The 25,877-nt window shown below is 63.8% G+C and carries 21 protein-coding genes; 11 read left to right on the plus strand and 10 right to left on the minus strand.

Annotated features, from left to right (window positions below; genetic code table 11):
- Positions 1-25: 25 nt before the first annotated feature.
- The 8 genes from FJ978_RS15815 to FJ978_RS15850 all read left to right on the plus strand — a co-directional run bounded on the left by FJ978_RS15815 (position 26) and on the right by FJ978_RS15850 (position 9,849).
- Positions 26-1,405, plus strand: coding sequence for an aspartate aminotransferase family protein (locus FJ978_RS15815; protein ID WP_140572848.1), 1,380 nt, complete (start codon positions 26-28; stop codon positions 1,403-1,405).
- Between the two features lie 9 nt (positions 1,406-1,414).
- The gene (locus FJ978_RS15820; RefSeq protein WP_140572849.1) at positions 1,415-2,518 is read left to right on the plus strand and encodes an alcohol dehydrogenase family protein; all 1,104 of its coding nucleotides are present in this window, start codon (positions 1,415-1,417) and stop codon (positions 2,516-2,518) included.
- A 147-nt stretch (positions 2,519-2,665) separates the two neighbouring features.
- Entirely contained in the window at positions 2,666-4,162 is a 1,497-nt protein-coding gene (gene hutH, locus FJ978_RS15825) for a histidine ammonia-lyase (RefSeq protein WP_140572850.1), read from the plus strand.
- A gap of 176 nt (positions 4,163-4,338) precedes the next feature.
- Positions 4,339-5,343: a LacI family DNA-binding transcriptional regulator gene (locus tag FJ978_RS15830; RefSeq protein WP_140572851.1), complete on the plus strand. Its 1,005-nt coding sequence runs from the start codon at positions 4,339-4,341 to the stop codon at positions 5,341-5,343.
- A 71-nt stretch (positions 5,344-5,414) separates the two neighbouring features.
- Positions 5,415-6,761, plus strand: coding sequence for a sugar ABC transporter substrate-binding protein (locus FJ978_RS15835; protein ID WP_140572852.1), 1,347 nt, complete (start codon positions 5,415-5,417; stop codon positions 6,759-6,761).
- Positions 6,762-6,835: 74 nt separating this feature from the next.
- A complete protein-coding gene (locus tag FJ978_RS15840; protein ID WP_140572853.1) occupies positions 6,836-7,780 on the plus strand; it encodes a sugar ABC transporter permease in 945 nt (314 codons plus the stop codon).
- Entirely contained in the window at positions 7,773-8,621 is an 849-nt protein-coding gene (locus tag FJ978_RS15845) for a carbohydrate ABC transporter permease (protein ID WP_181180410.1), read from the plus strand. Before FJ978_RS15840 ends, FJ978_RS15845 begins: the two co-directional genes overlap by 8 nt.
- Before the next feature lie 22 nt (positions 8,622-8,643).
- Positions 8,644-9,849, plus strand: a complete 1,206-nt coding sequence (locus FJ978_RS15850) for a glycoside hydrolase family 172 protein (RefSeq protein ID WP_140572854.1) — start codon at positions 8,644-8,646, stop codon at positions 9,847-9,849.
- A gap of 57 nt (positions 9,850-9,906) precedes the next feature.
- Here the strand turns inward: FJ978_RS15850 and FJ978_RS15855 are convergent, their stop codons facing one another.
- Positions 9,907-11,343, minus strand: a complete 1,437-nt coding sequence (locus tag FJ978_RS15855) for a 2-hydroxyacid dehydrogenase (RefSeq protein WP_140572855.1) — start codon at positions 11,341-11,343, stop codon at positions 9,907-9,909.
- Positions 11,344-11,467: 124 nt separating this feature from the next.
- Entirely contained in the window at positions 11,468-12,814 is a 1,347-nt protein-coding gene (locus FJ978_RS15860; protein ID WP_140572856.1) for an FAD-binding oxidoreductase, read from the minus strand.
- Between the two features lie 308 nt (positions 12,815-13,122).
- On the opposite strand from FJ978_RS15860, the gene FJ978_RS15865 reads away from it, so the two are divergent.
- From FJ978_RS15865 to FJ978_RS15875, 3 genes are all read left to right on the plus strand, one after another.
- On the plus strand, positions 13,123-15,018 hold the full coding sequence (locus tag FJ978_RS15865) for an ABC transporter ATP-binding protein (protein WP_140572857.1): 1,896 nt from the start codon (positions 13,123-13,125) through the stop codon (positions 15,016-15,018).
- A 48-nt stretch (positions 15,019-15,066) separates the two neighbouring features.
- Complete coding sequence (locus FJ978_RS15870) at positions 15,067-16,959, plus strand: ABC transporter ATP-binding protein (protein WP_140572858.1); 1,893 nt, start codon at positions 15,067-15,069, stop codon at positions 16,957-16,959.
- A 172-nt stretch (positions 16,960-17,131) separates the two neighbouring features.
- Complete coding sequence (locus tag FJ978_RS15875; protein WP_013896985.1) at positions 17,132-17,461, plus strand: hypothetical protein; 330 nt, start codon at positions 17,132-17,134, stop codon at positions 17,459-17,461.
- A 44-nt stretch (positions 17,462-17,505) separates the two neighbouring features.
- Here the strand turns inward: FJ978_RS15875 and FJ978_RS15880 are convergent, their stop codons facing one another.
- The 8 genes from FJ978_RS15880 to FJ978_RS15915 form a co-directional block, all read right to left on the minus strand.
- Positions 17,506-18,288 (minus strand): ABC transporter ATP-binding protein, encoded by a 783-nt coding sequence (locus tag FJ978_RS15880; RefSeq protein ID WP_140572859.1) that lies wholly within the window; start codon positions 18,286-18,288, stop codon positions 17,506-17,508.
- Positions 18,289-18,298: 10 nt separating this feature from the next.
- Positions 18,299-19,066 carry an ABC transporter permease gene (locus FJ978_RS15885; RefSeq protein ID WP_181180411.1) on the minus strand — a complete coding sequence of 256 codons (768 nt, stop codon included), beginning with the start codon at positions 19,064-19,066 and terminating at the stop codon, positions 18,299-18,301.
- Between the two features lie 124 nt (positions 19,067-19,190).
- Positions 19,191-20,198 (minus strand): ABC transporter substrate-binding protein, encoded by a 1,008-nt coding sequence (locus FJ978_RS15890; protein WP_140572861.1) that lies wholly within the window; start codon positions 20,196-20,198, stop codon positions 19,191-19,193.
- Between the two features lie 250 nt (positions 20,199-20,448).
- The gene (locus FJ978_RS15895) at positions 20,449-21,741 is read right to left on the minus strand and encodes a hypothetical protein (RefSeq protein WP_140572862.1); all 1,293 of its coding nucleotides are present in this window, start codon (positions 21,739-21,741) and stop codon (positions 20,449-20,451) included.
- Positions 21,742-21,847: 106 nt separating this feature from the next.
- Positions 21,848-22,579 carry a histidine utilization repressor gene (gene hutC, locus FJ978_RS15900; protein ID WP_013896990.1) on the minus strand — a complete coding sequence of 244 codons (732 nt, stop codon included), beginning with the start codon at positions 22,577-22,579 and terminating at the stop codon, positions 21,848-21,850.
- On the minus strand, positions 22,576-23,637 hold the full coding sequence (locus FJ978_RS15905; protein WP_140572863.1) for an alcohol dehydrogenase catalytic domain-containing protein: 1,062 nt from the start codon (positions 23,635-23,637) through the stop codon (positions 22,576-22,578). Before FJ978_RS15905 ends, hutC begins: the two co-directional genes overlap by 4 nt.
- A 15-nt stretch (positions 23,638-23,652) precedes the next feature.
- The gene (gene hisD, locus FJ978_RS15910; protein ID WP_140572864.1) at positions 23,653-24,975 is read right to left on the minus strand and encodes a histidinol dehydrogenase; all 1,323 of its coding nucleotides are present in this window, start codon (positions 24,973-24,975) and stop codon (positions 23,653-23,655) included.
- Between the two features lie 82 nt (positions 24,976-25,057).
- On the minus strand, positions 25,058-25,831 hold the full coding sequence (locus FJ978_RS15915; RefSeq protein ID WP_140572865.1) for a glucose 1-dehydrogenase: 774 nt from the start codon (positions 25,829-25,831) through the stop codon (positions 25,058-25,060).
- Positions 25,832-25,877 lie beyond the last annotated feature (46 nt).

A 25,877-nucleotide genomic window follows, 5' to 3' on the forward strand; every position in this document is an offset into this window, starting at 1 on the left:
GCCCTTTTCGTCAGGAGTCAAAAAAATGCTCGACCAGTCCAACGAACTCGCCGCCTGGGATCGCGACCACTTCTTCCATCCCTCGACGCATATGGGCACGCACGCGCGGGGCGAGAGCCCGACCCGCATCATGGCCGGCGGTGAAGGCGTTACCGTCTGGGACAACAATGGCAGGAAGAGCATCGACGCCTTCGCCGGTCTCTATTGCGTCAATGTCGGCTATGGCCGGCAGAAGATCGCCGACGCCATCGCCACCCAGGCGAAGAACCTTGCCTATTACCACGCCTATGTCGGGCACGGCACCGAGGCCTCGATCACATTGGCCAAGATGATCATCGACCGCGCGCCGAAGGGCATGTCGAGGGTCTATTTCGGCCTCTCCGGTTCGGATGCCAACGAAACCAACATCAAGCTGATCTGGTACTACAACAATGTGCTTGGCCGGCCGGAGAAGAAGAAGATCATCTCGCGCTGGCGTGGCTATCACGGCTCGGGCGTGATGACCGGATCGCTGACCGGGCTCGATCTCTTCCACAACGCCTTCGACCTGCCGCGCGCGCCAATCCTGCACACCGAGGCGCCCTATTACTTCCGCTGCGCCGACCGCTCGATGAGCGAGGAGCAGTTCTCGCAACATTGCGCCGACAAGCTCGAGGAGATGATCCTGGCAGAAGGCCCCGAGACCGTCGCCGCCTTCATCGGCGAGCCGATCCTCGGCACCGGCGGCATCGTGCCGCCGCCCGCCGGCTATTGGGAAAAGATCCAGGCCGTGCTGAAGAAGTACGACGTGCTTCTGGTCGCCGATGAAGTGGTGACGGGCTTCGGCCGGCTGGGCACCATGTTCGGTTCCGACCATTACGGCATCAAGCCCGACCTGATCACCATCGCCAAGGGCCTGACCTCGGCCTATGCGCCGCTGTCGGGCGTCATCGTCGCCGACAAGATGTGGCAGGTGCTGGTGCAGGGTTCCGACAAGCTCGGCTCGCTCGGCCATGGCTGGACCTATTCGGCGCATCCGATCTGCGTTGCCGCCGGCGTCGCCAATCTCGAACTGATCGACGAGATGGATCTGGTGACGAATGCCCGCGAGACCGGCGCCTATTTCCGTGCCGAACTGGCGAAGGCCGTCGGCGGCCACAAAAATGTCGGCGACGTGCGCGGCGACGGCATGCTGGCGGCGGTCGAGTTCGTCGCCGACAAGGACGACCGGGTGTTCTTCGACGCCTCGCAGAAGATCGGTCCGCAGGTGGCAACGGCACTTGCCGCCAGCGGCGTCATCGGCCGAGCGATGCCACAGGGCGATATTCTCGGTTTTGCGCCGCCGCTCTGCCTGACCCGCGAAGAAGCCGACATCGTCGTCTCCAGGACCGCCGATGCGGTGAACAGCGTTTTTGCCAATCTCTGAAATCGATCCATGAATGCCATGACCACAACCCTTCCCGCCACCATGGCCGCCGTGCTTCTTACCGGGCACGGCGGACCGGAAAAGCTCGTCTACCGCACCGATGTGAAAGTGCCCGCCCCCGCCCCTGGCGAAGTGCTGGTGAAAGTCAGCGCCTGCGGGATGAACAACACCGATGTCTGGGTGCGCCAGGGCGCCTATGGCACCGAAGAGGACGCCGCCGCCGTGTCGACCTGGCGGCGCCAGGGCAACACGCTGACCTTTCCGCGCGTCCAGGGCACCGACACGGTGGGCATCATCGCCGCCGTCGGCGAAGGCGTCCCGCCGGATCGTCTCGGCGAACGGGTGATGGTCGATTTCTCCATCTATAGCCGCGACGACGATTCACTGGCCGACATCGACTATATGGGGCACGGCCGCGATGGCGGTTACGCCGAGTATCAGACCGTGCCGGCCGAGAATGCGCATGTCGTCGATACGGAGATGAGCGATGTCGAACTCGCCACCTTCTGCTGCGCCTATCTTACCGGCGAACAGATGCTGGAACGCGCCGGCCTGAAAGCCGGTGAGCGCGTGCTGGTCACGGGCGCCTCGGGCGGCGTTGGCTCCGGCATCGTGCAGTTGGCACGGGCGCGCGGCGCCATCCCCTATGCCGTCGTCGGCAAAGGCAAGGAGCAGGCGGTGCGCGATATCGGCGCCGAGGCTGTCATCACCCGTGGCGTCGCCGACCTGCCGCACGCCGTGTACGCGGCAACCGGTGGCAAGCCGATCGACGTGGTCGCCGACCTCGTCGGCGGCGCGATCTTCAACGACCTGCTGCGCATCCTGAGGCCCGAGGGGCGCTACACCACCGCCGGCGCGATCGCCGGTCCGGTCGTGCAGCTCGATCTCAGGACCATGTATCTCAAGCAGCTGCAACTGCACGGCTCGAGCCAGGGCACGCGCGCCGATTTTCGCCGCATCGTCGGATATATCGAGGCGAAAAAAATCCGGCCGCTGGTCGGCGGCGTCTACAGGCTGTCGGATTTCCATCGCGCGCAGGCCGATTTCATCGCCAAGGATTTCGTTGGCAAGCTGGTGGTGGTGCCCGACGCGGTCGCGGAGCGATCGGCGTAGTTCCGGAAATCCAGGCATCCTCGCTTCTGCCGTCCTCCCACCGCTGCCATAACGGGAACGGCTTGCAGTCCAGCCTGCAAGCCGTCACAAACAGTGACGCCCGCCGCGCCGCTGGTCCGGGCCTCCGGTCACAGGATACAGGCGAGAATGACAGCCCGAATGATAATGCTCGACGCCAAGCCGCTCGGCGTCGCGGATGTCGCCGAGATCGCACGGCGCAACGCCCGGCTCATGCTGGGCGACGAGGCGATGCGCCGCATCCGGGCGAGCCGTTCCCTCATCGAGCATCTGACGCAGCTCGGCAAGCCGATGTACGGCGTCACCACGGGCCTGGGCGCCTGTGTCGACACACCACTCGCGCAGGCCGACCTGATCGCCTTCCAGCACAGCGTGCCGCTCAGCCACAGCATGGGCATCGGACCCGCCCTGCCGACCGAGGCGGTACGGGCGATGATCACCGCGCGCATCGCAGGCATGGCGGCCGGCGGCACCGGCACCTCCGAACGCGTGGTGATGGGCCTTGTGGCGGCGCTTAACGCCGGCGTCCATCCGGTGATTCCCACCTGGGGATCGATCGGGGCGGCGGACCTTGCCCATCTCGGCCATATGGCAAGGGCGCTGGGCGGCGACGGCGAAGCGGAATTCCGCGGCAGGATCATGCCGTCCGCCGAAGCGCTGGCGCTGGCCGGGCTCGAGCCGCTCGACCTGCGCGAGAAGGACGGCCACGCCATCATCGTCGCCAACAGCCTGTCGACCGGAACGGCCTGCCTGTGCCTCGAGGACGTCGCGCATCTCATCGACTGGGCGCTGGCAGCGGTGGCCCTCAACTATGAGGCGTTCCGTTCTTCCCTCACCGCGATCGACGAGCATGCGCTGGCCGCGCGGCCGGCCTTCGGCCAGCGCGAGATCGGTGCCCGGCTGCGCAAGGAACTGGCGGGAAGCGGCCTGTGGAAGGACAAGGCGGCACGGCGCCTCCAGGATCCGCTCAGCTATCGCTGCGTGCCCCAGGTCTGGGGTGGCCTGCTCCACGCGTTCGAGCAGGCGCGGCTGGCGACGGAGATCGAACTGACCCACTCAGGCGACAATCCTGTGATCCTGGCCGAGGGCGAGCGGGTGATCTCGAACGGCAATTTCGATCTCACGGCGATGACGCTGGCCTGGGAACAGCTTGGCCAGGCGCTGGCGCATTGCGCAGTCGGCATCGCCAACCGCGGCATGAAGCTCATGTCGCCGATAACTGCCGAACTGCCGCGCTTCCTGTCGGCCAGGGGCGGCAGCCGCCAGGGCTATGCCGAACTGCAAAAGCCGCTGGCCGCGCTGGAAGCCGAGATCCGCCATCTGGCCAACCCGATGTCGCTCAGCCCGCTTGCCGTTTCGGATGGTATCGAGGACCAATCGTCGATGGCGCCGCGGGTGGTGGCCAAGACAGCCGAGATCGTCGAGCGCATGCGCTATCTGGTTGCGATGGAGCTGATCTTCGCGGCGACGGGCGTGGAATTGCGCGGCGTCGTCGACAGCATGGGCGAAGGGCCGCAGCGGACCTTTGCCGCGGTGCGCGCGCTCGTCAGCCCGCTCGACGACGACCGCGAGATGAGCGCCGACATGACGCGGGTCGCGCGGATGGTGGCCGGTCCCCGGTACTGAGCGGCGCTCTATCCGCCTGTCACCCATTTTCCGGACTCGCTGTCCGGGCATTATTTTCTCGCACAGGACATCACCCGTGTGTCGCGGTGTGGAGGCCGCGACACAGGCCAAATTTTCCAAACTTCCTGTGAAAATCGATTTGCAAATGCATTCACAAGGCGTAATAGTGCCTTTCCATGAGCACGATCTCCAAGGTTGCCGAGCGGGCAGGCGTATCGCGGACGACCGTTTCGCACGTGATCAACCACGCCGACCGCGTGTCGAAATCACTGCGCGAGCGGGTGGAGAAGGCGATCGCCGAGCTTGGCTATTCACCCAACCCGCAGGCCCAGAGCCTGCGCACCGGGCGCACCAATACGGTCGCCATGCTCATTCCCGACATCCGCAACCCGTTCTATCCGGAGCTGGTCAAGACCGCGCAGTCCGAGTTCGAGGCCGTCGGCCTCGACATGCTGATCTTCAACACCGACGTGCCCGGCGGCCACAGCCAGGAGCACGGCCATGAGTATCTGCGCCAAATCCGGCACCGCCGGGTCGATGCGCTGATCGTCGGCGATTTCGCATTGCATGGCATGCATGACACGCTGATCGGCATCGACATCCCTACCGTCTTCATCGGCGACCTGCCTAACCGCGCCGTCGACAATGTCAGGCTGGACGACCATGGCGGCGGTTACCTGATGGGCGAGTATCTGGCGCGCAAAGGCCATCGGCGCGTCGCCTACGTCACCGGGCCGACCTCGTTCCGGGAGGCGATGGAACGCGCCGAAGGTTTTGAGAAAGGGCTTGCCGACAATGGCGCGCCGCCCCTGGCCGACCTGCGTTTCACCGGCAGCTATCTGCCGCCCTCCGGTGTCGAGGCGGTCGCCTGGCTGCTGGAACGGCACAGCGATCCGCTGCCGAGCGCCATCTTCTTTGCCAACTATCTGATGGCGGCGGGCGCGCTGGCGGCGTTTCACGACCGCGGCATCGTCGTGCCCCGCGACATCGCCGTCGCGGTTTTCGAGGATCTGCCGCAGCTCGAATATGTGCGGCCGCGCCTCACGCGTGTCGGCAACAGCCCGGCCGACCTCGCTCGGGAGGCGACGCGGATGCTGCTCGAAAGGCTCTCGGGCGCCTATGCCGGCGAACCGCGCACCGTAGTGGTGCCGTCCTTCCTCCACCCCTTCGACACGGCGTGAGGAGTTTGAAAGCCAGCGGGAGACCACTCGGCCCGAAAAGTTCACCAGAGACGATCAACAGGGAGGAAACCGTGACTGATCGACCAACTTCGCCAATCGTATCCGGCCTGACACGCCGCCGCATCCTGCAGCAAGGTGCTGCCCTCGCCGGCGGCATCGCCGGCTTGCCTTTCATCAACCGCATCGCCCGCGCCGAGGGCGCGGCACTGAAGTTCTGGCAGTTCTACGCGCCGGGCGGCGACGTGAAGCCGCAGGTGAAATGGTTCGAGGATATGGTTGCCGGCTGGAACGCCGGCCATGACGTCAAGGTCGAGCTCGAATATGTGACCAATAGCGAGTACATGAACGGCTCGAAGCTCTCCACGGCCTTTGCGTCGGGAGAAGGGCCGGACATCTTCATCATCAGCCCCGGCGACTTCCTGCGCTACTACAATGGCGGCGTGCTGGCCGACCTGACACCTTACATCGACGCCGCCGTAAGAGCCGATTTCCCGGAAAGCGTGATCGCCAACCGCATGGTCGACGGCAAGATCTACGGCGTGCCTATGGAGGTCGAGCCGATGGCCTTCTACTATTCGGTCAAGGCCTTCGAGGACGCGGGCCTCAACGAGAACGACGTGCCCAAGAGCTGGGACGAACTGCTTGAAACCGCCAAGAAGCTCACGACGCCCAACCGCTACGGCGTTCTGTTCGAGACGACGCCGGGCTACTATCAGAATTTCACCTGGTATCCCTTCCTGTGGCAGGGCGGCGGCGAATTCCAGGGCAAGGACGGCAAGAGTGCGTTCGATTCTCCGGCCACGGTCCAGGCGCTGAAGCTCTGGCAGGACGCCATCAAATCCGGTGCCGCACCACGCCAGGTGTTGAGCGGCGGCTTCGATGTCGTCGCCAATCTCGGCTCCGGCTATTGCGCCATGCAGAATGTCGGCATCTGGGGCATCTCGGCCATGGACAACAACGCCAAGAACACGCCCTACGGGATCTTCAGGCTGCCAACGCCCGCCAACGGCAAATATGTGACGGTTGGCGGCGGCTGGGCCTTCGTCGCCAACGCCAAGGGCAAGAACCCGGAAGCGGCCGCGCAGTTCTGCGCCTGGGCGCTCGCCTCCATGGACAAGGGCTCGGTCCAACGCGTCGTGGACTGGTGCACGGTGGCCAAAAGCGACATCCCGCCGCGCAACAGCGCGCTCGCTGCCGGCGGTGCCGCTTTCACCAACGGCAAGATGGGCGTCTTCTCCAAGGACATCTATCCGGGCACCCGGGCCGAGCCCCGCGTGCCGCCCGAGGTCTACAAGATCATCTCCGACGCCATCCAGGCCGCACAGCTCGGCGGCGCCGATCCCCAGCAGACCGCGACATCAGCCAGCCAGCAGCTCGACGCCTTCCTGGCCGGCTACTCGGGAGCGCCTATTCTTTAGCCTTCAGGAGAATTCGCATCGAAGCCTCTCTTGCGTTCCAGGCAAGAGAGGGTTCGCCAACGGGCCGACCCGACATGACCTATCCCTCTACCGCCTTGACCTCCACGACCGAGGAAGACCGCCCCATAGTCTCGCGCAAGAACCGCCGCGACTGGCTGGCCGGTTATCTCTTCGTGCTGCCGGATGCGCTGGGGCTGCTCGTCTTCGTCGGCCTGCCGATGCTGCTCGCGCTCGGTATCGGCTTCTTCGAGGTCGACGGTTTCGGCACGTACAAATTCGTCGCCTTCAAGAATTACGTGCGCATGTGGAACGATCCGCTGTTCTGGACAGCACTGCGCGTCACCGTGCTTTACGCCGTCATGCTGGTGCCGGCGCTCTATGTCTCAGGTCTCGGTCTGGCGCTGCTCGTGCAGCGCGGCGGCCGCTTCGAGACGGTGATCCGCGCCATGTTCTTCGCGCCGCAGATGGTCAGCCTCGTGGTGGTCGCGCTGGTCTGGCAGATCCTGCTGGTCGAGAAGGTCGGCATTATCGGCCGCCTCGCCGCCTCGCTCGGCTGGGGTGCCGTCTCCTTCCTCGGCGACCCGAACCTTGCGCTGATCACCCTGGTGGTCGTCAGCGTCTGGTTCTTGATGGGCTTCTATATGCTGATCTTCCTCGGCGGCCTGCAGGACATTCCGGGCGAATATTACGAGGCGGCCAAGATCGACGGCGCAGGGCCGGTCGTCAGCTTCTGGTACATCACGCTGCCCTTGCTCAAACCGACCAGCTTCTTCGTGCTGCTCGTCTCCATCGTCATGGCCGCGGCTGGCGGCCAGGTCTTCGACCTGATCTACGTCATGACCAATGGCGGTCCGGTCAACGCCACCGCCGCACTGATCGTCTACATCTACAAGCAGGCCTTCCAGCTCGGCGCTTTCGGCTATGCCTCGGCAATGGCTTCGCTGCTGGTGGTGCTGCTGATGCTGGTCACGCTGCTGCTGTTCGCGCTCACCCGCGGCGGGCGGTTCGACCATGACTGATGCCGCCATGCGGGACAAGCGCGCCGCCGGCTCCACGCACATCCTGCGTTTCCTCTGGATGCTGATATCGGCCATCTTGGCGCTGATGACCATCTTCCCGCTTGTCTGGATGCTCGTCATCGCCTTCAAGCCGGCGCCGGAGGTGTTCTCGCCGAACTTCCTGCCGGTCTCGCCCACAACAGGCAATTTCCTCTACGTGCTGACCGAAGTCCCCTTCCTGCGCTATCTCGCCAATTCCTTCTTCATGTCGGCGACCGTCACCATCGTGGCGCTGTTCTTCCACTCGATGGCCGGCTACGCGCTGGCACGGCTCAATTTCCCCGGCCGCGACTTCATCTTCCTCGCCATGTTCTCGACCTTCCTGGTGTCGCTGCCGGTGATCATCGTGCCGTTGTTCATCCTGGTGAAGGCGCTCGGCCTCATCAACACCTATGCCGGCCTGATCGTGCCCTCGATCTTCAATGCCTTCGGCATCTTCCTGCTGCGGCAGTATTATCTCTCCCTGCCGCGTGAACTGGAGGAGGCCGCCGTCATGGACGGCGCCAGCCGCTGGCGCATCTACTGGTCGATCGTGCTGCCGCTCAGCCGGCCGATCCTGGCCGCGCTGGCAATCCTGTTCTTCCTCGCCAACTGGAACGCGTTCCTGTGGCCGCTCACCGTCGCCTCCGACACCAGGCTGTGGGTCGTCCAGGTGGCGATCACCAACTTCAAGAGCCAGTACGCCGGCGCCTGGAACTATGTCATGGCCGCCTCGACCATCGTGGCGCTGCCGATGCTCGTGCTGTTCGTGATCTTCCAGCGGCAGATCACCGAATCCATCAAGACCAGCGGCCTCAAGTGAGTAACAAGCATAGGAACAACCGATGACCCAAGCCGGACTTTCACCGCTGCGCGGCCTCGCCAAGCTGCGCGATGCGAGCACGCGCCGCTTCTCCAGTTACGACCGCACCGGCGGCAATGACGACCGCCTGCACATCGAGCCGGGCAAGACCGTGACAATCGCCGAATACGACGGCGCCGGCATCGTCACCCATATCTGGGCGACGCTTGCCTGCAAGAGCGAAAGTTTTTTGCGCAAGATCGTGCTGCGCGCCTACTGGGACGGCGAGGACCAGCCCAGCGTCGAGACCCCCGTCGGCGACTTCTTTGGCATGGGTCACGCCCGCACGAAGAACTTCGCCAGCCTGCCGGTGCAGGCAAGCCCCGAGGACGGCAAGGCTTTCAATTGCTATTTCCCAATGCCTTTCGCGGCCGGAATGAAGATGACGATCACCAACGAGGCCGAGGACGATCTCCTGTTCTACTATTATGTCGACCTCGAGCTGCATGAGCGGCTGGAGGACGATCTCGGCCGCTTCCATGCGCAATACCGCCAGGCGCGGCCTCAGGGCATGGCGGAGACCGGCCTCACCAACGAGCAGTTCCTGTTCGGCGGCGAGACCACGGACGGCAAGGACAATTACACGATCCTCGAGGCCGAGGGCCGCGGCCACTATGTCGGCGTGCTCTACAGCGTCTATTCGCGTCGCCGCTCCGAGCTCTGGGACTGGTATGGCGAGGGCGACGACATGATCTTCATTGATGGCGAGCCCGGCCTCTCGGTGCCCGACACGGTACGCAAGCCCGACCCGCGCATCGGCCCGAAGGCGGCACTCATCGAGCCGCGCGCGGAAAGCTCGGCGGGCGCCAACGAAGCCTGGCCGCCGACACTGCACGGCACCGGCACGGAGGATTATTTCAACACTGCCTGGTGCCCGACGCAGGACTATTCCGCGCCTTATCACGGCATCATCGCCGCCGGCGGCCCGAACTGGACCGAACCGGTGACGCTTTACCGATGGCATATCGAGGATCCGGTGATCTTCCACAAACGCATCCGGGTCAGCATCGAGCACGGCCACGCCAACCGGCGCGCCGATGACATCTCGTCGGTCGCCTTCTGGTACCAAGCCGAGCCGCACAAGCCGTTTGCACCGTTGCCGCCAGTCGCCGAGCGCATTCCGACTTTTCGCCGACCGAACGAGGGCTGGGACGCGGCAGTCGCCGCCGCGATGCGCGAGCGGCGCTGAAATCACCCTGCTCCGCAAGCCGCGAGAGAAGGCCTCAACCGCAGCGGCGGGTTGGTGCTATTGATAAGGCCCGCGGAGATTCAGTTTCTCCGCCAGGAGGCAAAACCGATCGATCAGCCGGACAAGCTCTTCGCCTTGTTCGGCCACGACCCCGCGCTCGGCAGGTGCGACGTCCGAGAGGGCCTGCCACAAGCGGCTTTGCCGGTCACAGACATCCGCCAGTTCGGAGCATTCGCTGGAGGTCAGTTTCAAGATGTGATCCGCCGTCACCGGCCCGATGCCAAGGGGCGTCGTCACTCCAAGGGAAAGATAGCCGGGTGGCACGGTGCCTTTCGCGTTCGTCACCGAATTGCGGCAGATGACATCGAACAGCTGGTCGACGGCCTGCTTGGCGCCAGCGACGCGCGAAGGATGGTCCGTGTCGGCCGCCGCATGCGGCAGAAGTTCAAGCCTGCCGCCATGCTTCCCGACGAGATCGAGATAAGGCAGCATCGGGCCGGAGAGACTGCCGGTCGAGGCATCCCTGAAAAGGTCGGCATCGATCGCCGCGTGGCGCACCTGCCCCGTATTCAGGGCATCGGCAAGGGCCTCTACGTTGACCAGCTCGCCACGATCATAATTGACCAGCACCGCGCCGTTGTTCATGCGTGACAGGACGTCCGCACCGATGAGTCCGGCATTGGCGTAGCGGCCGGTTTGCGCGTCCTGCTTGCCCAGGCCGACATGGACGCTCAGCACATCGGCACCATCAGCCGCATCGCCGAGGTCTTGCGCGAAAACAAAACCCTCGGCTTCCACCCAGCCCCGATGCCGCGGCCGTGCGTGGATCACCACGCGCATGCCGAAGGCGCGGGCGAGCTTGGCGACCTCGCGGCCGATATTGCCGTAACCGATGATCGCGATCCTCTTGCCTTCGATTTTTTCGGTCGGAAAATCGCGCAGTTCCCTGCCGGTGTCGAAAGCGCCGCGCGCCACCCGCTCATGAAGCGTGTCGACCGGGAGGTCTGGCAGCACTTTCAGGATCGCCTTCATCACCATCTGCGCCGTGGCGCGGCTGTTGATGCCGGGCGTGTTCATCAGCACCGCCGTGCCGCCCTCGCCGCTGCCGCCGCCCCAGGAGCGCGAGCCCATATTGCCGGTGCCGGCACCGATCCTCACGCCGGCCAGCGGAAAAACGGTTTCCGCGGGAAGGAAAGTCGCGGCGGCGATGACGGCGTCATAGCGCCCGTCGCCGGCGGCCCCGATCAGCTCTTCGCGGGTGCTGAGGTCCGGCTGGTAAAAGAAATGCGCGCGGCCATGCTCAAGACCCGCTTTGTCGCCAAGCGCGGACAGATGGAAGCGGCCCCCCTTGGCTTCGATATGGGCGCGCACTTCGCTCGGGTCGGGCTTGCCCTCAGGCCCGAAACGCAGGCCGACCAGATCGCAGATCAGCACGGCGTAGGCGCGTTGCGGATCGATTAGGTTCGCGGCCTGTGTATTGGTGTTCGCGGTCACGTCGTTTCCCCATGCAAGAACTGAAAGGCCTGCCGGTACAGCACGCTCTCGATCAGAACCTATCCGCCCGGAAGGGCGTCAGATCGATCGCTGGCGGCAAACCGGCAGCAAGTTGCGACACGATCTAGAGGCTGGGTCCAAGCTCGATCGGGCTGCCGTCGCTGAACCGGGATTGACGGAACCTGTGAAGACTATGTCCTGTCTCGTTTCCCTGGACGAGGTCGGACACGACGCGGCCCATTCCTGGTCCGATGCCGAAGCCGTGGCCACTCATCCCGGTGGCGACAACGAGACCCGGAATTTCGGCGGCGCGATCAACGATGGGCACGACATCCGGCATCGCATCGATCATGCCCGCCCAGCTCGCCTTGAGCGGCACCGTCTTGAACTGCGGGAAAAGTGCGGTGAATTCGCGGTCGATATCGCGGAGCGCGGAGGCTTTGGGGGCGGGATTGAGGATACGCATCCGTTCGAACGGGCTTTCCTCGTCCGCGTTCCATTTGCGCGGGGTCGACCAGCTGTCCGGATAGCCTCGCGGCGCCGCCGGCAGGTAGCGGATGCCAAGAGGATTGGCCAACAGGGCGGGGACATATTTGCCCGCGTGGCGAAACGCGTCAGGCCCGACATAGAGTTGACTGGAGCCTCCCGATGCCAGCGTGTAGCCGCCATCCTGCCTGCGCCGGAATGCGATATGCTCATCGGCGACGGCACCCGAATGGATTTCAGGCATGGGTTCGGTCGCGGCGACGGTTGCCCTGACACTGAGCTGCGGGATGGAAACGCCGTGTGCGCGCAGGAAGAGCGACGTCCACGCACCACTCGCGACGACGACGTTCGAGGTGACGATACGACCCTGCTCGGTCCAGACGCCGCTGATGCGTCCCGCCGAAATGTCGAGCATCCGCGCCGCACAATTCTCGATGATCGTAACGCCCTGCCGGGCGGCCAGGCGAGCAAGTGCCGGCACCGCCACCCAGGGCTCGGCCCGCATGTCCGATGGAGTGGTCATCGCGCCCTTGAAGGGACGCGACATGGCCGGGATCAGCCTGGCCGTCTCGCTTTGGTCAAGCAGACGCGTGTCTACGCCATGCATCTCGGCGATCTTCAGGAACTTGGCGAAGCCGGCCATCTCCTTGTCGGTTCGCGCGAGATAGGTAACGCCGGTCTGCTTCAATCCGATGTCTTCGCCGCATTCTTCGGCCAGTTGACACCAGAGGCGTTGCGCTTCGATCACGATCGGCAGTTCATCGGCATCGCGACCCTGCTGCCGGATCCAGCCCCAGTTCCGCGACGATTGCTCGCCGGCGATGCGCCCTTTTTCCAGCAATGTCACCGAAATGTTCCGTCGCGCCAGGAACAAAGCCGTTGTCACGCCGATGATGCCGCCGCCAATGATCACAACCTCCGCGTCCTTCGGCAACGGCGCCTGAAACTGGATCGGCATGGCTTCGGTGAAGGGAAAACGTGTCAAAGAATACGATCCTCCTGGTTCCACGGCGGTAGCTGGCCCTTGGCCGCCCTGGCCGCTTGCGTGGAATGTCGGTGATACCTGACCGAACTGATAGTCCGTCATGGCTGGGTCGAGCTGGAGAATCTGCGTGCCAATGCAATAAAGTTGTTGATGCAGATGGATGCCAATCGCGGCGGCGCTTCAGGCACAGTGCGATGCCGCCATTGGCCCCTTGAAGGGTCAAGTCGGACACGCGTAACATCGCGTCATCAGAACTGAGTCTGTCGTATTCGTCCGGGCTAATGTCCGGATTAGACTGGATATTTTCCTTGCTTACGGATGCAACCAGCGGCGCAGCAAAGCGCGGCAAATCGTTTGCCCATGTGGCCGAAGCCTCCTGGGGCAAGGGCCTCAGCACGCTGCTGCGCATCGTGCGCATGACGCTGCGCCATCCCTGGCAAGTCGCCATCACCCTGGTCTCGACCTTCATCGCCGCGACGCTGCAGCTTTTCATTCCACGCCTCTTGGGACGGGCCATCGACCAGGCGCAAGGCGTGATGGCCGCGGGTGCCGGCACCGCGGCCGAGCAGGCGCTGTGGAACACGGCGCTGACGCTGCTCGTGATCAGCATCCTGCGCGGTCTCTTCACCATGGCGCAGAACTACTATGGCGAGGCCGTCGGCCACCGGACCGGCTATGAATTGCGCCTGGCGTTCTACGAGAAGATCCAGCGCCTGAGCTTCTCCTTCCACGACGAGGTCCATAGCGGCGATCTGATCACGCTCGGCCTGCTCGATCTCGACGGCGTGCGCATGTTCTTTTCCACCGGCATCCTGCGGGTGGTGCTGCTCGGCGTGCTGATCGGCGTCGGCGCCTATCTTCTGATCAGCACCGATCTCGTGCTTGGGCTGCTCAGTCTGAGCTTCGTGCCGTTCGTCGCCTGGCGCTCCTCGGTGACGCAACTGGCGCTGCGCAGCACCTGGCTGACGCTGCAGGAGCGTCTGTCGGTGCTGAGCCGGGTTATGGACGAGAACCTCGGCGGCATCCGCGTCGTGCGCGCCTTCGCGGCGCAGCGGCACGAGCTCAAAAAATTCGACCGTGCCAAGCAGGATGCGCTGGACCTTGCCAATAGGCGCGTCGACATCCGCGTCAGCAATACCAGCGCCATGAACTTTTCCTTCCTCGCCGCCATGGGGTTGGTGCTGTGGTTCGGCGGCCAGAAGGTGATCGCAGGCCAGATCAGCGTCGGCACACTGGCGCAGTTCCTCACCTTCATGACCATTTTGCAGATGCCGGTGCGCCAGCTCGGCCTGATGGTCAACTCATTCGCGCGCGCCTCGACCTGCGGCACGCGGCTGTTCGAACTGCTCGACACCGAACTCGACATCGAGGACGCGCCCGACGCCACGGATCTTGTCGTTACCGAGGGCGTGCTGCGCTTCGATGATGTCGGCTTCCGTTACGAGGGTTCAGGCGGCCGGCCGACACTGTCGGGCATTTCGTTCGAGGCCAGGTCCGGCGAAACCATCGGCATTGTCGGCCCTCCGGGCAGCGGCAAGTCGACCATCGCGCATCTGATTCCGCGCTTCTACGATGTGACATCGGGCGCGATCACCATCGACGGCCAGGATATCCGCAAGGTCACGCTGCAATCATTGCGCAAGGCGGTCGGCGTCGTGCAGCAGGACGCGTTCCTGTTCACCACCTCGATCGAGAACAACATTGCCTATGGCAATCCGTGGGCGCGCGAGACCCGCATCGGGCAGGCAGCCGAATATGCCCAGTTGCACAACTACATCATTGGACTTCCCGCCGGCTACACCACGGTCGTCGGCGAGCGCGGCGCATCGCTTTCCGGCGGCCAGCGGCAGCGGCTGACCATCGCGCGCAGCCTGATGCTGCGGCCATCGGTGCTGGTCTTCGACGATTCGACCGCTGCCATCGATGCCGGCACCGAGCAGCGGATTCGGGCGGCGATGAAGCGCTTCGCCAGGGATCGCGTGACGCTGATCATCTCGCACCGGCTGAGTTCGCTGATGCATGCCGACCAGATCCTGTTCGTGGAGGGCGGCCGCATCGTCGAGCGCGGCACGCATGAGGAGCTGCTGGCGCTCGGCGGACGCTATCGCGCACTCTACGACCTGCAATTGCGGCCGGACGAGGACCGACCCGCGGGAGCAATTCCAGGAAAAGTGGAAACCGGTTTTCCCGGGAAAAGCGCGTAGCGCTTTCCCTTGGGAATTGCGTCAAAACTAAAGAGATAGAGCCGCGTGATGTCGAAACACATCGACGATGAGAAGGAAGACACCAGCGGGCGGCCGACCAAGGCCGTCGTCGGGTCGCATCGCGACGAGGAAGAGGTTTTCGGCAAGGCTTACGATCCTCGCATCATCAGGCGCATCTGGAGCTTCGTCAGGCCGTATCGGGGCCGGATTTTCATCTCGGTCGCCGCTGTGCTGGTGTTCACGCTGACGCAGCTCGCGATCCCGCTGGTCATCCGCTACGCCATCGATCATGGCATGGCCGCGGGCAGGCTAGACCACTCGGTGATGATCTCGGCGACCGGTGTCTTCGCGGTGATCATCCTCATCAACTATGCCGCCAGCCATGTGCAGGAAAGCGTCGTCGGCAAGGTGGCCGAGAACGTGCTGTCCGATTTGCGCCGCGCCATGTTCAGCCACCTGCAGCGCGTCTCGCTGAGCTTCATGGACAAGACCGAGGTCGGCCGCCTGATGTCGCGCCTGCAGGGCGACGTCAATTCGATGCAGGAGTTCCTCGAAACATCCGTGATGTCGGTGGGCGACATCGTGCTCTTGTTCGGTATCGTCTGCGTGCTTTTGTGGCTCGACTTCCGGCTCGGGCTCTTGACGCTATCGACCATGCCGGTGCTGTTCATCGTGCGCCTGTTCTGGCTGCCGCGCGCCAAGGTCGCCTTCATGGCGGCGCACGAGACCAACTCGATCGCCAACGGGGCGCTCGCAGAAGGCATCCATGGCGTGCGCACCGTGCAGAGCCTCGAGCGCCAGCATGTCAATTTCGACCTCTACGACGAGAAGGTGCTGGCCAATCTCAATGCCCACCTGCGGTCGGCCAAATACGCGCAGGTGATGGTGCCGATCGTCGATACGCTGACCGGCATCGCCATGGCGACGGTCATCGTCGTCGGCGGTTCGATGGTGCTGTCGCACAGCCTCGATGTCGGCGTCATGGTGGCGTTCCTGTTCTACATCCAGCGTTTCTTCGACCCGATCCGCTCGCTCACCATGCAGTACAGCGTCATGCAGCGCGCCATGGCTTCGGGCCAGCGCATCTCCGAAGTGCTAGACGTACCGGTGGATGTCGGCGACAAGGAGAATGCCGTGACGCTGTCGCGCGACATGGACGGCTCGGTCGAGTTCAGGAACGTCACCTTCGGCTACAGGCAAAACCAGCCGGTGCTGAAGAACATCTCTTTCCGCGTCAATCCGGGTGAGACCGTCGCCCTTGTCGGCCCGACCGGGTCGGGCAAGTCGAGTTCCATGGCGCTGGTGCACCGTTTCTACGATGTCTGGTCGGGTGAGGTCCTGGTCGGCGGCCATGATGTGCGCGACCTGACGCAGGATTCGCTCGGAGACCAGGTGGCCATGGTGCTGCAGGAGCCGTTCCTGTTTTCCGGCACGGTGCTGGAGAACATCCGCTATCACAAGACCGGCGCGACCCACGAGGAAGTGGTGCGCGCGGCACAAGCCGTGGGCGCGCACGACTTCATCGAGCACCTGCCCAATGGCTACGACACCGAGCTCGAGCAGCGCGGCGGCAATCTCTCGCTCGGCCAGCGCCAGCTGATCAGTTTTGCACGCGCGCTGGTGGCCGACGCCAAGATCCTGGTGCTCGACGAGGCCACGGCCAGCATCGATTCCTACACCGAGATGCTGATCCAGAAGGCGTTGATCAAATTGCTGGAGGGCCGCACCGGGCTGGTCATCGCCCACCGTCTGGCCACCATACGCGGCGCCGACCGCATCATCGTCCTGCAGAATGGCGAGATCGTCGAAAGCGGCAACCACGAACAGCTGATGCGGAAGAAAGGCCTCTACGCCCGCCTTTACAACATGAACTACGCTTCGTTCGACGACATTTCCGAGGAGGAAATGAGAATGGACGCGGCTGTCGGCAAAGCGACGTGAGGGTTGCGGCAGAACCGGACAGGAATGGAGAGCAGCGGGATGATCGCTGTCAGCGGTTGCCCAGGGACACAATGCATCCGGCGAATCCCTGTCCCGATTTTGTGAAGGAACGCATCGGGTGCGGAGGCCGTTTTCTGGTCATGCATGTCTCGCATGAACAGGAGGCATCCTCATGAAACGGCAGATGATGTCCACCGGTGTCATCATATTGGCGGCCGCAAGCGCGATTTCATTCAGTTCCATCGCCGATGCCGCGGTCAGGCACCATGCGGTCAGGCACCATTTTGTCCACACCACAACTCATCATGGTGACAGGTATCGGCATGCCGTTCACCACGAATATGTGGTGGTTGGCGACGGTTTGACTGGCGACAACTCGGCCGGCGTCAATGGCGGGATGGACAGCTACTACAATGGCTACGGCAGCTATCGTGGGTATGTCGGCGGCTTCTGCGGAACCATTGCATGGACGCTCGGCATATGCAGTCCCCATGGTCCTTGAGTCCTGACCGCTGAGCGGATCGGCAAAGTGTGAGCGCGCGGATGCTACGCCATTTCGGGACGTCTTGACGCCTCGCGGATCGCCTTGTGCACGCCGCGCTGCAAATCCATGAAAGCCGGAGTTTCCATCACCTCTTCCCGGCGCGGACGCTCGATGTCGACGTTGAAGGTCTGCATGATGCGTCCCGGGCCGATCCCCATGACGACGATGCGGTCCGACAGATAGACGGCCTCCTCGACGTCATGCGTGACGAAGAGCACGGTGAGCCGGTGCTCCTCCCATATCTGGGTCAGCAGTTCCTGCATCTGGTGCCGGGTCAAGGCGTCCAGCGCGCCAAAAGGCTCGTCCATCAAAAGCATCTTGGGCCGATAGGAAAGCGCGCGCGCAATGGCGACGCGCTGCTTCATGCCGCCCGAGAGTTCCGATGGATAGCGCTCGGCGCTGTCCGACAGCTTGACGAGATCGAGATGCTCGAGCGCGATCTCGCGGCAGGCCGCGCGATCGTAACCCGCGGCCTTGAGGGCAAACTCGATGTTCTGCCGCGCCGTCAGCCAGGGAAGCAGCGTGTAGGACTGGAAGACGACGCCACGATCGAGACCCGGCTGCAGGATCGGTGCGGCATCGATGCTGAGATCGCCAGCGTCGAAGTCCTGCAGTCCGGCCACGATCGAGAGCAGCGTGCTCTTGCCGCAGCCCGATGTGCCGACGAGAGAAACGAATTCGTTGTCGGCAAGATCGAGGTTGATGTCGCGCAGCACTTCGGTGCGCCGCTCTCCCGTGCCGAAGCTCTTGTGGAGACCCGCGATGCGCAATTTGGGAGGGTTCATCGGCCGTTCCTCATTGCGGGTGGCCATCCTGCCTGAACAGCACCTTTTCCAGCGCCTTCATGACCTGATCGGTTATGAGGCCGAGCACGCCGAGCAGCAGGATGTAGCCGATGATGGTGTTTGTCTGGAAATAGCGCTGCGACACGGTGATGCGATAGCCGAGGCCAGATGTCGCTGCGACGAGTTCGGCCAGCACTAGCCAGGTCCATGCCCAGCCCAGGCTGATGCGCAGCGTATCCCAGATACCGGGCAAGGCACTGGGAACGACGATGCGCGTCAGGATCTTGCGGTCCGGCAGGCCGAGCGTGCGACCGAGGCCTATGAAATCGGCTGGCACCCGTTTCACATTGTCCATGATCATCAGCACCTGCTGGAAGAAAGTGCCGATGAAGATGATCAGGAATTTCTGCGTATCGCCGGTGCCCGCCCACAGGATGGAGAGGGGTACGAAAGCGACGACCGGCATGTAGCGGATGAAATCCACCAGCGGCTCGATGGCCGCTTCCCATGAGCGGAAGCTGCCGATCAGCACGCCGATCGGTATGGACAGCGCCGAGGCGATGAGGAAACCGATGGAAATGCGGTACATCGAGGCCCTGAGGTCCAGCCACAACGTACCCTCGGTCGCGAGCTTGACGATCTGGGTCGCGACACTGCCCGGCGACGGCAGGAAGATGGGCTTTACCCATCCCAGGCCGGTCGCCGCCCACCAGGCGAGACCAAGCCCGACAAAGACGGCCACCGCGATCATCAGGAAACGCGACCTGGCGATCGGCACCCCGATCCCGGAGGATCGACGGCGCCTTGCCTGTTTCGTGACCGATCCCGGTGCGGAGCGAGCCGGGGCCGTTTTCGCGGAGGGCTCTGCGGACATCTGCGTCACCACCGCGATCCGGCCGTCGTCATTCCGCCGCCTTGACGAAGGACGGGTCGATCATCTGCTCCGGCGTCACGTCGGCCTGCAGCAGCTTGGCGTTCTTGGCCGCCGCTTCGACATCGGCGAATGTCTTGGTGGTGAAGTCGCCGGTGAGCGCCGTCTTGTTTTCGGCGAGCGAATAGTAACGCACGCCATCAAAGGCGGTGTTGAGATCCTTGACGTCCGAACCGACGGCCTTGGCGATGATGGCGCGGCCACCAGGCGTGTCGGCCTTGTAGTCCTTCAGCGCCGCATCCCAGGTTTTGATCATGGCCAGCACCTGGCCGGGCCGTGACTTGATCACCTCGTCGCGCACCACCAGCACGTCGCTGATCAGGCCGGGATCCTCGCCGGCGGTGAAAAGCAGCTTGACGTCCTTGTTCTGCGCCATGGCCACAGTGAGATACGGCTCGTAGGTGACCGCGACCGGTACCTGGCCCGCGATCAAGGCACCACCGGCATCGGCGGCGGGCATTGGAACCGGCTGGATATCGGCGACCGACATGCCGTTCCTGGATAGCGCGTATTTGAGCAGGATGTCGCTCGTCGTGCCTTCCTCGAAAGCGACCTGCTTGCCTTTGAGGTCCGCGATGGAGGTGACGTCCTTGCCGGCGATGATGGCGTCGGCCGTCATGGAGACATCGAGCAGCAAAACGATCTTCACCGGCAGGCCGGCGGCAACCATGCCCATCGCCGTGTGGGTGGCGATGTTGGCGGCGTCGAGCTGGCCGCTGGCGAGCGCGGCGTTGATGTCCTTGTCCTCGGCGAAGTTGACGATCTGGACGTCCGACAGTCCGTTTGCCTTGAACAGGCCCTTAGCGTCGGCGACGTGCCACTGGCCGTAGCCGAGCCAAGGCTCGATGCCGATCTTGAACGATCCGGCCTCGGGCGTCGTGGGAATGGCCGCTTCGGCCGCGTGGGCTGCCGGGGCGGCAGCGAGCCCGATGGCGGCGGCCATCACGAGCGCGCGAAATTGTCCTGCTAGCTTATGCATCGTCTCTAGTTCCCCTTGATGATCAGACCGCTCTTTTACCCAGGCGTCCGGTCTGGTGAGACTGCGGGGTCTGCTCTTGCGGCACTGTGCCTCGGCGTCTTGCCCGCCACTTCATGGTGAAGTGCGAGGATATTTCAGCGTCAGCGGCGGCGGATGTCAAGGCTAAAATACATACATGCATATACAAGTTGGAATGACTCAATTTTCCACCATGGGCAAGCCTTCCGCCCGCATCCCCCGCAGCCATCAATCATGCTCTTTCTGGATCGATCCGGTCGAGGAAATCGCTCACCCGATCGGCTCCGGTGTCAGGCTCGCTGCCGACCATGACCGCAACCGAAAAGGCAATGAGGGAGGAGACCGGCGTGTGACTGCGCGCACCGGCCCGCAGGTTCATGACCAGGGTTGGCGACAGGAAGAGCCCTGAGCGCAGCACCGATCGCCAATCCGCAGGGAGCATGCCGCGCCGCTCGAGCTCCAGCAGCAATGGCCGCCACAGCATCGTCGCCTTGACCTCCAGCAAGTCGCGGCGGACGGGGCTCAGGTCCCAGTCCGTGTCGACATGGAAGAGGTTCCCGTCCAGCCGCGCCTGCGCGCGAAAAGCCTCGGTCGCGATGTCCGGATCGTAGAGCCAGAACGGATGGGCGAAGATGTTGTGGAACGTCGCTTTCACCTCCGCCAGCAGCGTCGGGATATGCGAGCCGGCAAAGGCGGGATCGAAGAAGGACAGTGCCGCCCTCCCCGTTTTCTCGGTGTACCAGACATTGGCGTTGTGGGCGTCGCCATGCGCGACCACACCGCCGGCATCGGCAAGCCGATCCGGCCGCAAGCGCGCGGCCGCGGCATCGAAAAGCTCACCGATGCCCTTGGTGTAGAGCTGGCCGTTGATGACGAACTTCAGCCGCGAAAACCGGTCCCAGTCGAGTTCCGCGCCGGGAAAGGCAAACGACTTGCCGACATAGAAATCGGCCAGCCGGCCGCCTGGCGATGCGCGTGTATCCGGATCGATCAGCCGCTCATAAAACAGCCGGTGGATAGGCTCCGCCGCGACCTCCGCGACGGTCACAGGATGCAGCGTCTCGAGATAGACCTCGAGCAACCTTGCGGACAGGTCGCGCTCGGCAAGGGCCGCCTGTCGCCTTTTCTCAGGATCATCTTCGGCATCCAGCGCGAACAGCACGTCCGAAAATCTCGGATCCATGCGGCGGCGATAGACAAGGATCTGTTCGCCCGGCTGGGCCGACATATGGACGGGCTGGTCGACCGGCAGGCCGGCGCGCGACAGGATCTCGGCCCGGTAGTACTCACCGGTCATGCCTTCCTCCCGCTCCTCCTGATGGAACTTGAAGAAGTAGGCCCCGCCGTCGCTATCGAAGAAACCGTTCAAAGAATTGAGGCTGTATTTGTCCACGTTTATGCGGACATTGCCGGGGTTCATCCCGAACAGATCGCCCAGCAATGCCGAAAGCGCTTGCTGCGCCGCCGCGACATCATGCTGCGCGAGGGCCCGGATTCGCGCCGTGCGGCTCCGTGGCTGCGTCATCTGCCGTCCCTTCCAGCCAGGCCGTCCAGCAGAGGCAAAGCCACCTTCCTCAGTACATGTATATACATTTACAGCGAACGCTCCGCGGCTGTGCTTCTCGTTGACGTCAATTGGTTCTGGAGGGGGAATAGCGGCTGCCGAGCGAATAGCGGCTGCCGGCGTAGGTGAGCTTGCTGATCGTGGCGACAACCGCGCCCGTCCACGTGCGGCGGTGCAGGAGAAGGCAACAGCTGCCGACATCGATGCCCAGATGCCGCGCCGTCTCCTTGTCGGCCGGAATCGCGGAGATGATATGCTCGACCTCGGTCACCGGGGTCTTCTGCATGAGGTAGTCATAGGTCGCCGTCTTGGTGAAATCCTGCTTGTCGTAGTCTGGGATCAGGCTCGGATTGACGAAGCGCTCTTCCAATTGAACCGGCAGGTCGTTCTCGAAATTGACGACCACCGAATGATAGATCGAGACCCGCTTTGGAAACTCGAACGACAGCGCGAGCTCCTTCGACGGCATGATCGTTTCGAGGACGAGAACCTCGGAGCGATGCCTGTTGCCGCGCTCGACGATCTCTGCCGCGATGTTGTTGATCTCGATCAGCGTCGACTGCGGCCTAGGCGGCGCGATGAACGTGCCGACACCTTGCAATCGGATCAGGAATCCCGCCGCGGTCAGTTCCCGCAGGGCGCGGTGAACCGTCATTCGCGACACACCAAGCGAAACCACCAACTCATTCTCGGACGGCAGCTTGCGATCTTTGCCCCACCGGCCCGTTCCGATGTTGGTCAGGATATAATCCTTCACCTTCTCGTAGAGCGGGCTCGCCGTATCGGGCAAATCGATCATGTCAAAATCCTTTCCGCCAATTTATCGGAAATCAAAGCGGACTCAACAGGTTGCCGCACGCGGATGATCGTTTTTAAGCCATCGCTGCGCCCCGCCAACAGCCGTTCATAAGCAGCCGGAACCTCGTCCAGGCCGATCTCGCGATCGATCAGGGCGAGCAGCTGTTCACTAAGTTCACCCAGCATCCGCACCGCGTCGGGCAGTTCGTCGGCGAAGGCATGGCATCCCAGCAACGCGATCTCGCGTTCGACCAGAAGGTTGGGATCGATGTCGAGGCGACCATGGAAGATACCGACCATCGCCACCGCGCTGCCGGAATCGAGCACGCCGAGCAACTGATTGAATGCGGCGATGCTGCCCGTCGCCTCGATGGCGGCCAGCAGCGGGGCGTTGGCGGTTGCCGCGGCAATGGCATCGCGGTCGAGATCGACAATCGTGGCTCCAGTCACCTGGGCCACACGGGCGCAGCGGGCCTGGTTGCGGTCGGCGACCAGCACCGTGCCGGCGAAGGTTTGCGACAGCAGCAGCGCGGCAAGACCGCCAATCGGCCCGCAGCCGACAACAAGCACCGAGCCCGTCGTCTTTGGCAGGCGCCGCACCGCGTGCAGCGCCACCGCAAGCGGCTCGGCCATCGCGGCAACCCGCTCGTCAAGGTCGGCATCGATGACATGCAGCAGACGTGCGGGCAACATGGCCTGTTCGGCAAAGCCGCCGTCGCAGATTTCTCCGACGAAACCCAGCGACCCGCAGAGATGCCGCCTGCCGGCGCGGCATTGCGCGCAGTCCCCGCACCAGAACCGGGAATCGGCGACCACCCTGTCGCCGACGGAGACGGTATCGACGCCCTCGCCGATGGCGATCACCGTGCCGGTCAGCTCATGGCCGGCCGTCGATGGCGAGCGGCTTATCCACTGCCCGGTGCGGAAATTGTGCAGGTCCGAACCGCAGATGCCGGCGGCATCGACCCTGAGCTTCACCCAGCCCACATCCGGAATCCCTGGCGTGGCTATATCTTCGACGCGCAGATCACCGGGGCCATAAAGTCGTGCCGCCTTCATCGCGATCGCCTCCGTTCAGCCGGCGAGGTAGCGGTCGCGGATCTCCGAGACCGCGTTTTCATGCGAGCTGAAACCCTCGTAGCGGGCGAGTCTGCGGGCGTGCCGCGCCAGTTCCGGATAGGCGGCCGAGGTGACATAGCCAACCGACGAGCGCTTGACGAAATCCGTCACCGAGAGCGGCCCATAGGTTCGCGCCCAGCGGCTGGTCGGCAGCACCGCGTTCGGCCCGAGGACGAAATTGGCAAGCGTCACCGGCGTATGCGGTCCCATGAGGATTTCGGCCGCCTCGGTGATGTGCCCGAGATGCGCGAACGGCTCCTTCGACAAGATTTCCAGATGTTCGGGCGCATAGTCGTTGATGAAACGGTAGCTGTCTTCCAGCGACGCGGTCAGCACGATGCCGCCACGCTTTCCGGTCAGCACCGCGCGCGAGAATTCGACGCGCTGTTCGGTCATCCGCGACCAATGTTCAGGAAGTGCCGCAAGCGCAGCCTCGGCCACCTTGCGGCTGTGGGTAACCAGATAGGCCGAGGAATCCGGCCCGTGCTCGGCTTCGATCAACAGATCGAGCGCGGCGAGGCCGCCGTCGACGCTGTCGTCGGCAAAGATGATCGCTTCAGACGGGCCGGCAGGCAGGCCGGTGTTGATGATCGAGGACAGCACGCTCTTGGCCGCCACCACCCACGGGCTGCCGGGACCGACGATCTTGAGCGCCGGCTGCACGGTCTCGGTGCCGTAGGCGACGGCGGCGACCGCTTGCGCGCCGCCGCATTTGTAGACGGTGCTCACCCCGGCGAGGCGAGCGGCGACCAAGGTCGCAGCGTCCACCGAACCATCCGATGTCGGCGGCGTCACGATCGCGATCTGCGGCACGCCGGCGATGACAGCCGGTACCGATGTCATCATCGTCACCGAGGGAAATGCACCCTTGCCGCGCGGTACGTAAAGCGCCACGGAGGCGATCGGCGTGTACCGGTCGCCGGCATAGGCGCCCGGCCGGACTTCCTTGAGCCACATCGTTTCCGGCTTCTGCTCTTCATGGAAGCGCCTGATGTTGTCGATGCCGAAGCCGATGCTTTCCACGACATCCTTCTCGACCTTGTCGAATGCCGCGTCGAACTCGGCCTGAGACACCTTCAGTCCGCCCTCGGCGACATCGGCCTTGTCGAGTTCCCTGGCGAAGCGGATCAAAGCGGCGTCGCCCTCGTCCTTGACGGCCTGGATGATCGGGCGGACCTTTTCGACGAAGACCGACAGATCGCCCTCGGCGCGTTTCAGAAGGCCGGCCCGCTGGGTGGCATCGAGCGATGACAGATCGTGGAAGCTGACGTCGGACATGGAAATTTCCTTCTGTTGGAACGCAACGTGCCGGCCGGTCACATTGCGGAAAACTTGGATTTCGAACCTATAGCGGGCTGCCTCAGATCGATGCCAGGAAGCCGCCATCCACCGGAATGGATTGGCCGGTGATGTAGGCTGCAGCATCCGAGGCAAGGAACACGGCTACGCCGTGCAGGTCGCGCAGATCGCCGAAACGGTGCTGCGGGATCTTGGCCAACATCGACTGCTGCCACGCCTCGCTGCTGTAGAACACGTCCGTCATCGCCGTCCTGAAGTAGCCCGGGGCAATGGCATTGACCCTGATGCCCAGATCCGCCCACTCCGCTGCCAGCGCCCGCGTCATGCCGAGCAGGCCCGACTTGGACGAGCCGTACGGGACCGCGGTCGGAATGCCGACTTCGGATGTCAGCGAGCATAGATTGATGATGGCGCCGGGCCGTCCGGCGTCGCGCATCTGCCGCGCCGCTGCCTGGGCGCAGAAGAAGGCTCCTTTGAGATTGGTGTCGACGATCCGGTCCCAGAGCGCCTCGTCGACATCGAGCGAAGGCCGCACTTCTTCCATCCCGGCATTGTTGACGAGGATGTCGAGACCGCCCAGCAGGCTAGCAGCCTCGGCGGTGGCCGCCCGGCAACGGCCGACATCGGTGACGTCGAGGGCGACGGCATGCGCAACTCCGCCGGCCGCGCGGATGGCCGCTATCGTCTCATCGAGGGAGGCCAGGCTGCGCGCCGTGACCGCAACGTCGGCGCCGGCCGCGCTCAGCGCCTCGGCGATGCTGCGCCCGATGCCGCGGCTGGCACCGGTGACAAGCGCTTTCCTGCCGGAGAGGTCGAAGAGAGAAGCATTGCGCATGTGATCCTCCTGGGCAGCTTCGGCGCCAAGTCCAAGACTAACCAAC

Origin of the sequence: Mesorhizobium sp. B1-1-7, from assembly GCF_006442705.1 — a bacterium.
Lineage (GTDB): Bacteria > Pseudomonadota > Alphaproteobacteria > Rhizobiales > Rhizobiaceae > Mesorhizobium > Mesorhizobium opportunistum.